The organism is Mycobacterium sp., assembly GCF_049683355.1.
Classification (GTDB): Bacteria; Actinomycetota; Actinomycetes; order Mycobacteriales; family Mycobacteriaceae; genus Mycobacterium.
In genome coordinates this window covers 1-10,092 of sequence record NZ_JBAUJB010000446.1, presented here as the reverse complement: position 1 = coordinate 10,092, position 10,092 = coordinate 1, and the positions used below count along the sequence as shown (strand labels likewise).

Sequence of the window (10,092 nt, the reverse complement as noted above, 5' to 3'; positions counted from 1 at the left end):
CAGTGGCGGCGATGGCGATGGCGACGGCGGCGGCGGCGATGGCGATGGCGATGGCGGCGGCGGCGGCGGTGATGGTGATGGCGACGGCGGCGGCGGTCCCGATGACGAGGACGGCGGCGATTCTGGCCCCGAACCCTGCGCGCCTGCGGCGCCGGCGTTTGTGTTCGGCGCCGGGATCCTGCCCGCGGTCCTGCTCGACCCGCTGCTGGCGCGCGCCCGGCTGCGCACCGTCACCCACCCCGGCCTGGCCCCGCCCGAACCGCGCTACACCCCCTCCCGCGCACTGGCCGACTTCATTCGCTGCCGCGACCTGACCTGCCGCTTCCCCGGCTGCGACGCCCCCGCCACCGATGCCGACATCGACCACACCGTGCCCTACCCGGTCGGACCCACCCACGCCTCCAACTGCAAATGCCTATGCCGCTTCCACCACCTGCTGAAAACCTTCTGGACCGGCAAGAACGGCTGGCACGACCGACAACTACCCGACGGCACCATCATCTGGACCAGCCCCACCGGTCACACCTACACCACCCACCCCGCAGGAACAGCCCTGTTCCCCGCGCTGAGCCCACCCACCGCGGCCTTGTGGGACGCCGACCCACCCCGCAGCACCAACACCACCACCGACCAACGCGGCGCCATGATGCCCCGACGCCGACACACCCGCGCCCAGAACCGCGCCCACAGCATCACCGCCGAACGCCGCCTCAACAACGACCTCGTCACCGAACACAACAAACCACCACCCTTCTGAAACGGGGTGGCACACCCCAGCCCGTAAGCTGCCCGGGTGGCCGAGCCCCCGATATCACCGCAGCTGAGCCTCGGGACCCAGATCTGGCGGTTCGTCGCGACGGGCGGGCTGGCTGCCATCGTGGACTTCACGCTGTACGTGGCGCTGCTGGCCGCGGGGCTGCACGTCAACGTCGCCAAGACCCTCAGCTTCATTGCGGGCACCACCACGGCGTACCTCATCAACCGGCGGTGGACGTTCCAGGCGCCGCCCAGCACCGCCCGGTTCATCGCAGTTGTCGTGCTCTACGCGGTGACGTACGCCGTCCAGGTCGGCATAAACTACATCTTCTACATGGAACTCGATGACAATCCATGGCGCGTGCCGGTCGCGTTTGTCATCGCCCAGGGCACAGCGACCGTGATCAACTTCATCGTCCAGCGCACCGTCATCTTCCGCCTGCGCTGACCACTGGGAGCCAAGCGGTACCCTCTGTGACGATGTTGAGCACCGATTTCCCGACCACCGCGAAGCGGCTGACCGGCTGGGGCCGCACCGCCCCGTCGGTGGCGCAGGTGCTGTCGACCCCGGATCCGGACGTCATCGTCAAGGCGGTGACCCAGGTAGCTGACGGAGACGACCGCCGTGGCGGCAGAGGGGTCGTGGCACGCGGACTCGGGCGCTCCTACGGCGACAACGCCCAGAACGGCGGCGGTCTCGTCATCGACATGAGCGTGGTGAACCGCATCCACTCGATCAACACCGACGACGCGGTCGTGGATGTCGACGCCGGGGTGAACCTCGACCAGTTGATGCGCGCCGCGCTCCCGCTGGGCCTGTGGGTGCCCGTCCTGCCCGGCACGCGACAGGTCACCATCGGCGGCGCGATCGCCTGCGACATCCACGGCAAGAACCACCACAGCGCTGGCAGCTTCGGTAACCACGTGCACTCCCTGGAACTGCTCACCGCCGACGGCGAGGTCCGCCACCTGACCCCCAGCGGACCCGGCAGCGATCTGTTCTGGGCGACGGTCGGCGGCAACGGTCTCACCGGTGTCATCCTGCGGGCCACCATCAAGATGACACCCACCGAGACCGCCTATTTCATCGCCGACGGCGACGTCACCAGCGGCCTCGACGAGACCATCGCCTTCCACAGCGACGGCACCGAAGACAACTACACCTACTCCAGCGCGTGGTTCGACGCGATCAGCCCGCCGCCGGCACTGGGCCGGGCTGTCATCTCCCGCGGTTCGCTGGCCACCATCGACCAGCTGCCGAAAAAGTTGCAACGCGGCCCGCTGAAATTCGATGCGCCGCAGTACTTCACCGTCCCCGACGTGTTCCCCAACGGACTGGGCAACAAGCTGGTCTTCGGCGCGATGACCGCGGCGTGGTACCGAATGGGCAAAACCTACCGCGGCAAGGCGCAGAACCTGACGCAGTTCTACCACCCCCTCGACATGGTCGGTGAATGGAACCGAGCCTACGGCTCAGCAGGTTTCGGCCAGTATCAGTTCGTGGTGTCCACCGAGGCCGTGGATGAGTTCAAGCAGATCTTGTACGACATCCAGCGCTCCGGACACTATTCGTTCCTCAATGTCTTCAAGCTTTTCGGGCCGGGAAACCAAGCACCGCTGAGCTTTCCGATACCAGGCTGGAACGTCTGCGTCGATTTCCAGATCAAGCCCGGTCTCAACGAATTCCTCAACGGCCTCGACAAGAGGGTGCTGGAGTTCGGAGGCCGGCTCTACACCGCCAAGGACTCGCGCACCACCGCCGAGACCTTCCACGCCATGTATCCCCGTATCGACGAGTGGATCGCCCTGCGCCGCAAGGTCGACCCCGACGGTGTGTTCGTCTCCGACATGGCCCGTCGACTGGAGCTTCTCTAGATGGTGTTCTCCCATGGTTTTTGATGCGACCGGCAACCCGCAGAAGGTCCTGCTTCTCGGCGGCACCTCCGAGATCGGCATGGCGATCTGTGAGCGCTACCTGCGCAACGCCAAGGCCAGGATCGTGTTGGCCTGCATGCCCGGCGATCCGCTGCGCGAGGCAGCCAAGAAGCAATTGGAGGATGCCGGCGCCAAGTCCGTCGAGGTGATCGACTTCGACGCGGTCGACACCGAAAGCCATCCGGCGGTGATCGACGCGGCTTGGGGCGGGGAACACCCGCAGGACGTCGACGTCGCCATCGTGGCGTTCGGGCTTCTCGGCGACGCCGAGGAACTCTGGCAGAACCAGCGCAAGGCAGTGCAGATAGCCGACATCAACTACACCGCGGCGATCTCGGTGGGGGTGCTGCTCGGCGACAAGATGCGGGCCCAGGGGTCCGGCCAGATCATCGCGATGAGCTCCGCGGCGGGCGAGCGGGTCAGGCGGTCCAACTTCGTCTACGGCTCCACCAAGGCCGGACTCGACGGCTTCTACCTGGGCCTCGGAGAAGCTCTGCGGGAGTACGGCGTCCGCGTCCTGGTCATCCGGCCCGGCCAGGTGCGCACCCGGATGAGCGCGCACGTCAAGGAAGCTCCGCTGACCGTCGACAAGGAGTACGTCGCCGAACTCGCGGTGACCGCCTCGGCCAAGGGCAAAGACCTGGTGTGGGCCCCCGGCGCATTCCGATACGTGATGATGGTGCTGCGCCACATCCCACGGCCGATCTTCCGCAAGCTACCCATCTGATCCGTGGGTACACGAGTGCTGGCCACCGGGAGCCAGATGGTGGTGGCGGCGCTGGTCGCCGCGGCGCTCGCCGTGGTGGCACTGGCCGCCATCGGCCGGGTGGACTGGCCCGCCTACAACTCGTCGAACCAGTTGCACGCTCTGACCACCGTCGGGCAGGTCGGGTGCCTGGTCGGCCTGCTCGCCGGCGGTTGGCTGTACCGGCGCGGCCGCGCTCATGTCGCATGGCTGGCCTCGACGGTGTTCCTGGCGGCGTTCTCGGTCGTCACCCTCGCGATGCCGTTGGGCGCCACCAAGCTCTACCTTTTCGGGATCTCGGTGGACCAGCAGTTCCGTACTGAGTACATGACCCGCTTCGCCGACTCCCCGGGGCTGCACGACATGACCTACATGGGGCTGCCGCCGTTCTACCCCCCGGGATGGTTCTGGATCGGCGGCCGCCTCGCCGACCTGACCGGCATCCCGGCGTGGGAGATGTTCAAACCCTGGTCGATCATCTCGATCACGATCGCGATCGTGCTGGCGTTCGTCCTGTGGGCCAACATGATTCGCTTCGAGTATGCGTTGGTGGTGGCGACGGCCACCGCGGCCGCAGCACTGGCGTACACCCCCGCCGAGCCGTACGCCGCCGTCATCGCCGTGTTGCTGCCGCCGGTGTTCGTCCTCGCGTGGTCGGGCCTGAGGGGCCGGATGGCCCCCGGCGAGCCGGGTGTCCGGCCGAGCGGCGGCTGGGCCGCGGTCGTGGGCACCGGTCTGTTCCTCGGCGTCGCCGCGCTGTCCTACACCCTGCTGTTCGCCTATGCCGCGTTCACGCTGGCGATCATGGCGGTGCTGCTCGCCGTGTCACGCCGGCACTGGGATCCGCTGCTGCGGCTGCTGACGATCGCGGCCATCTCGGGCCTGTTGGCCCTCATCGGCTGGGGTCCCTACCTGCTCGCCGCGGTCCGCGGGGAACGCGCCGCGAGCGGCACCGCCCAGCACTACCTGCCCGTCGACGGCGCCCAGCTGGCTTTCCCGATGCTGCAGTTCACCCTGCTGGGGGCGCTGTGCATGCTCGGCACACTGTGGCTGGTGATCCGTGCACGCACCTCCACCCGCGCTGGAGCGCTGGCCGTGGCGGTGCTGGCGGGGTACGCCTGGTCGCTGCTGTCGATGCTCACCACGCTGGCCGGCACCACGCTGCTGTCGTTCCGGCTGCAGCCGACGCTGACGATCCTGCTGACCGCGGCGGGCGCCTTCGGCTTCATCGAGGCGACCCGGGCACTTGCCTCGCGGGTCCGTACCGAGAACGCGGGCAGGGTCGTCGCGGTCGCCACCGCGGTGGGCGCGCTCGGCGCGGTCACGTTCAGCCAGGACATCCCCGACGTGCTGCGCTCGGACATCGTCGTCGCCTACACCGACACCGACGGGTACGGACAGCGTGCCGACCGTCGTCCGCCGGGTGCGGCGCAGTACTACGCGGAGATCGACGACCGGATCCAGCAGGTCACCGAACGTCCGCGGGACGAAACCGTGGTCCTGACCGCCGACTACAGCTTCCTGTCGTACTACCCGTACTACGGCTTCCAGGGGCTGACCTCGCACTACGCCAACCCGCTCGCGCAGTTCGAGAAGCGCGCCGAGGCCATCGAGAGCTGGTCGGTGCTCTCTGATTCCGACGAGTTCATCGCCGCACTCGACGCCTTGCCCTGGGAGCCGCCGTCGGTGTTCCTGATGCGCCAAGGCGGCTCCGGGGACTCCACGGACACCTATACGCTGCGGCTGGCCGAGGACGTCTACCCCAACCAGCCCAACGTGCGCCGGTACCAGGTCGCACTGGACGCTGCGCTGTTCGAGGACCGCCGGTTCGACGTGACAACCATCGGGCCGTTCGTACTGGCGATCCGCAAGCCAATTAGCATCTAGCCCCGTGGTCCGAGAGCCGAGTAACCACCGCACTGCGCGGCTCATCGCGATCGTCGCCGGGCTGCTGGGCACGATGCTGGCCATCGCCACCCCGCTGCTGCCCGTCAACCAGACCACCGCCGAGCTGAACTGGCCACAGAATGACGTGCTCAGCAGCGTCGACGCTCCGCTGATCGGGTACGTCGCCACCGACCTGGAGATCAGCGTCCCGTGCAGTGTCGCCGCCGGCCTGGACCGGCCCGGCCGCACCGTGCTGCTGTCCACCGTTCCCAAGCAGGCCCCCAACGCCATCGACCGCGGCCTGCTCATCGAGCGGGTGAACAACGACCTTCTTGTCATCGTCCGCAACACCCCGGTGGTCAGCGCCCCGCTGAGCGAGGTACTCAGCCCGGAGTGTGAGGAACTGAGGTTCACCGCACACGCCGACAAGGTGACCGGCGAGTTCGTAGGCCTCACCCACGGACCCGACTCCGAGTCCGCCGGCGAACCGCTGCGCGGCGAGCGCAGCGGCTACGACTTCCGCCCCCAGATCGTCGGGGTGTTCACCGACCTGTCCGGTCCCGCTCCGCCGGGCCTGCAGTTCTCGGCCACCCTCGATACGCGCTACAGCACCTCCCCCACCGTGCTGAAGCTGCTGGCGATGATCGTCGGCGTCGCGATGACCGTCATCTCACTGGGCGCGCTGCACGTGCTCGACCAGGCCGACGGCATGCGCCACCGGCGTTTCCTGCCGTCTCGATGGTGGTCGATGTCGCCGTTGGACGGGGTCGTCACCGCGGTGCTGGTGTGGTGGCACTTCGTCGGCGCCAACACCGCCGACGACGGCTACATCCTGACGATGGCCCGGGTGTCGGAGAACGCCGGCTACATGGCGAACTACTACCGCTGGTTCGGCACGCCCGAGGCCCCGTTCGGCTGGTATTACGACCTGCTGGCGCTGTGGGCCAACGTCAGCACGACCAGTGTGTGGATGCGGCTGCCGACGCTGCTGATGGGGCTGGCCTGCTGGTGGGTGATCAGCCGCGAGGTCATCCCCCGGCTGGGCTCCGCCGTCAAACACAGCCGGGCCGCGGCCTGGACGGCCGCCGGGTTGTTCCTCGCGTTCTGGTTGCCGCTGAACAACGGGCTTCGCCCCGAGCCGATCATCGCGCTGGGCATCCTGCTGACGTGGTGTTCGGTCGAGCGGGGGGTGGCGACCAGCAGGCTGCTGCCGGTGGCGGTGGCGGTCATCATCGGAGCGCTGACGTTGTTCTCCGGCCCCACCGGTATCGCCGCCATCGGCGCGCTGCTCGTCGCCATCGGTCCGTTGAAAACCATTGTGGCCGCGCATACTTCGCGGTTCGGCTACGCGGCGCTGCTCGCGCCGATCGCCGCGGCGGGCACCGTCGCGGTCTTTCTGATCTTCCGGGACCAGACCCTGGCGGCCGAACTGCAGGCCAGCAGCTTCAAGTCGGCCGTCGGCCCGAGCCTGGCCTGGTTCGACGAGCACATCCGCTACTCGCGCCTGTTCACCACCAGCCCGGACGGGTCGGTGGCCCGCCGCTTCGCGGTGCTGACGTTGCTGCTCGCGCTTGCCGTCGCGGTGGCGATGTCGCTGCGCAAGGGCAGGATCCCCGGCACTGCGCTGGGCCCGAGTCGGCGCATCATCGGGATCACCGTCATCGCGTTCCTGGCGATGATGTTCACTCCCACCAAGTGGACCCATCACTTCGGCGTGTTCGCCGGGCTGGCCGGATCGCTGGGTGCGCTGGCCGCGGTCGCCGTCTCCGCCGCGGCGATGGGCTCCCGCCGCAACCGCACGTTGTTCGCCGCCGCCGTGCTGTTCGTCACCGCGCTGTCGTTCGCGACGGTCAACGGCTGGTGGTACGTCTCGAATTTCGGTGTGCCGTGGTCGAACGACTTCCCGCGGTGGCAGATCGGCTTCACCACCGTGTTTCTCGGCCTCTCACTGCTCACCCTTGTGGTGGCGGCCTGGTTCCACTTCTCGGGCCGCGGCGGCGCACCGCCCAACGGTGGCCAGCGCCGGTGGCGGGCGATAGCCCAGGCACCGCTGGCCACGGCCACCTGGGCGCTGGTGGTCTTCCAGGTGTTGTCGCTGACGCTGGCCATGACCGGCCAGTACCCGGCGTGGACGGTGGGCCGGTCCAACCTGGAGTCGCTGACCGGCAAGACGTGCGGCATGGCCGAGGACGTCCTGGTGGAACAGGACCCCAACGACGGGCTGCTGACGCCCATCGGGGTGCCGATCGGCGAAGCGCTGGGCACCGTCGGCTCAGGAACCGTAGTGGGGTTCGGCCCCAACGGGATTCCCTCCGATGTGTCCGCCGATCCGGTGATGGAGGAGTCCGGCGCGGGCAACTTCGCCGACACCCCGAGCGGCGAACCCACCGAGATCGAGGCGGGCACCGAGGGGGGAACCACCGCCGCCGCGGGGATCAACGGCTCGCGCGCCCGGTTGGCGTACGGTCTCGACCCGGCTCGCACGCCGCTGATGGGCAGCTGGCGCAGCGGCACCCAGCAACCGGCCAGGTTGCAGTCGGCGTGGTACCAGCTGCCAGCAGGGTGGAGCCAGGACGACCGGTCGGACTCGTTGCTCGTCGTGTCGGCTGCCGGGCGGTTCGACAACGCCGAGGTGGCCGTCGAATGGGCCGGCGCCGGGGACGACGAACCGGCAGGCCGCATGGACCTGATCGGCGTCGGCGCCGCTCCGGCCTGGCGCAACCTGCGTGCGCCGTTGTCGACGATCCCGGCCGACGCGACCCGGATCCGCCTGGTCGCCAACGACGACGACCTCAGCCCACAGCACTGGATCGCCCTCACCCCGCCCCGGATCCCGGTGCTGCGCACCCTTCAGGACGTGGTCGGGTCGACGGACCCGGTGCTCCTCGACTGGCTGGTGGGGCTGGCGTTCCCCTGCCAGCGCCCGTTCGACCACCGCAACGGCGTCATCGAGGTGCCGCGGTGGCGCATCCTGCCCGACCGGTTCGGTGCCGAGGCGAACTCGCCGGTGATGGATTACCTGGGAGGTGGCCCGCTGGGCATCACCGAACTGCTGCTGCGTTCCACCACCGTCCCCACTTATCTGAAGCACGACTGGTTCCGCGACTGGGGCTCCCTGCAGCGGCTGACCCCCTACTACCCTGCCGCCGAACCGGCACGATTGGATCTCGGTTCGGTGACGCGCAGCGGCTTGTGGAGCCCAGCGCCGCTGCGTCTCAGCTAGCTCGCCTACCATCGAGCCTCGTGCCTGACCGGACTGCCCGCCTCATCGCGATCGTCGCGGGTGTGCTCGGCATGCTGCTCTGCGCGCTCGCGCCGCTGCTACCGGTCAACCAGACGACCGCCACCATTGCGTGGCCGCAGAGCGTCGACAGCGACGGCAACATCGAGAGCGTCACCGCCCCACTCGTTTCGGGCGCTCCCAGATCGCTCGACGCCGTGATCCCCTGCCAGGCAGTGGCCACGCTGCCCGACGACAGCGAACTGGTGTTCTCCACCATCCCGCCCGGCGGCATCGAGGCCGGCCGCAACGGTTTGTTCGTGCGCGCCTACGCCGATGCCGTCGTCGTGGCGTTCCGGGACTCGGTCGCCGCCGTGGCGCCGCGGGAGGCCGTTGAGTCCGGAGCCTGCAGTGAGATCCGGATCTGGGCGAACGTCGGCGAGGTGGGCGCCGACTTCGTCGGCATTCCCGGCGCTACGGGCACGCTCCCAGCGGAGAAGAAGCCGCAGGTTGCGGGTCTCTTCACCGAGCTGCGGGTGCCGGCTGATACCGGAGCCGCCCCGGCGGCGACATCAGATACCGGCGTGTCCGCCACCGTCGACGTCGACACCCGGTTCATCACCTCGCCCACCACGCTCAAGCTTGCGGTGATGGTGCTCGGCGTCGCCTGCGTGGTCGCGTCGATCGTGGCCCTGGCGCTGCTGGACCGCGCCGCGGGTCGAAGCCCGCCGAGGCAGCGCCGCCGCCGACGTGCCCGGCTCGCTACGTGGCTCGCCGACACCGGGGTGATCGGGGTGCTGCTGGTGTGGCACTTCGTCGGCCCGCAGTCGTCGGACGACGGTTACAACCTGACCATCGCCCGGGTGTCCGGCGAAGCCGGCTACATCACCAACTACTACCGGTTCTTCGGCACCTCCGAGGCCCCCTTCGACTGGTACCATAGCGTCCTGGCCCAGCTGGCGCAGGTCAGCACCGCGGGCATCTGGATGCGGTTGCCGGCCACCGCCGCCGCCATCGGCACCTGGCTGATCCTGAGCCGTTGTGTGCTGCCGCGCCTCGGCGGCCGACTGGCCCGCAACCGGGTGGCGGTGTGGACCGCCGGTGCGGTGTTCCTCGCCGCGTGGCTGCCGTTCAACAACGGTCTACGCCCCGAACCGCTGATCGCGTTCGGGGTGATCGCCGTGTGGATGCTCGTGGAGATCACGCTGGGGTCGCGTCGGCTGACTCCCGCCGCGGCGGCGATCGTCGTCGCGGTGTTCTGTGTGACCCTGGCCCCGCAGGGCCTGGTCGCGCTGGCACCGCTGCTGGTCGGCGCACGCGCCATCACCCGCATCGTCGCCGAGCGCCGCGCGGCCGGTGGAACGGGGGCCGCGCTGGCCCCCCTTGCCACGTTCCTGGCGTCGGCGTCGCTGATCTTCGTGGTGGTGTTCCGCGACCAGACGCTGGCAGCCGTCGCCGAGTCGGCCCGCGTCAAGTACGTCGTCGGCCCGACCATCCCGTGGTACCAGGAGTTCCTGCGGTACTACTTCGTGATGGTCGAGGACAGCGT

General features: G+C 68.9%; 7 protein-coding genes. All 7 read left to right on the top strand.

The genetic code is table 11. From position 1 onward, the window contains the following. Positions 1-757: HNH endonuclease signature motif containing protein (locus tag WA944_RS25515; RefSeq protein ID WP_526647461.1), on the top strand; the 757-nt coding region annotated here is incomplete at its 5' end. Between the two features lie 51 nt (positions 758-808). Next, complete coding sequence (locus WA944_RS25510) at positions 809-1,204, top strand: GtrA family protein (RefSeq protein WP_526369990.1); 396 nt, start codon at positions 809-811, stop codon at positions 1,202-1,204. Positions 1,205-1,236: 32 nt separating this feature from the next. Beyond that, on the top strand, positions 1,237-2,631 hold the full coding sequence (dprE1, locus tag WA944_RS25505; RefSeq protein WP_526609250.1) for a decaprenylphosphoryl-beta-D-ribose oxidase: 1,395 nt from the start codon (positions 1,237-1,239) through the stop codon (positions 2,629-2,631). Between the two features lie 13 nt (positions 2,632-2,644). Next, positions 2,645-3,418, top strand: coding sequence for a decaprenylphospho-beta-D-erythro-pentofuranosid-2-ulose 2-reductase (gene dprE2, locus WA944_RS25500; protein WP_526369980.1), 774 nt, complete (start codon positions 2,645-2,647; stop codon positions 3,416-3,418). Positions 3,419-3,454: 36 nt separating this feature from the next. After that, positions 3,455-5,323 (top strand): arabinofuranosyltransferase, encoded by a 1,869-nt coding sequence (locus tag WA944_RS25495; protein WP_526369988.1) that lies wholly within the window; start codon positions 3,455-3,457, stop codon positions 5,321-5,323. A gap of 4 nt (positions 5,324-5,327) precedes the next feature. Continuing rightward, complete coding sequence (locus tag WA944_RS25490) at positions 5,328-8,546, top strand: arabinosyltransferase domain-containing protein (RefSeq protein WP_526609252.1); 3,219 nt, start codon at positions 5,328-5,330, stop codon at positions 8,544-8,546. A 71-nt stretch (positions 8,547-8,617) separates the two neighbouring features. Next, a partial coding sequence (locus tag WA944_RS25485; protein ID WP_526647462.1) for an arabinosyltransferase domain-containing protein occupies positions 8,618-10,092 on the top strand: 1,475 nt, incomplete at its 3' end.

Coding starts and splice junctions, on each gene's coding strand:
- dprE1 (WP_526609250.1), top strand. CDS start 1,237: ATGTTGAGCACCGATTTCCCGACCACCGCGAAGCGGCTGACCGGCTGG.
- dprE2 (WP_526369980.1), top strand. CDS start 2,645: ATGGTTTTTGATGCGACCGGCAACCCGCAGAAGGTCCTGCTTCTCGGC.
- WA944_RS25495 (WP_526369988.1), top strand. CDS start 3,455: ATGGTGGTGGCGGCGCTGGTCGCCGCGGCGCTCGCCGTGGTGGCACTG.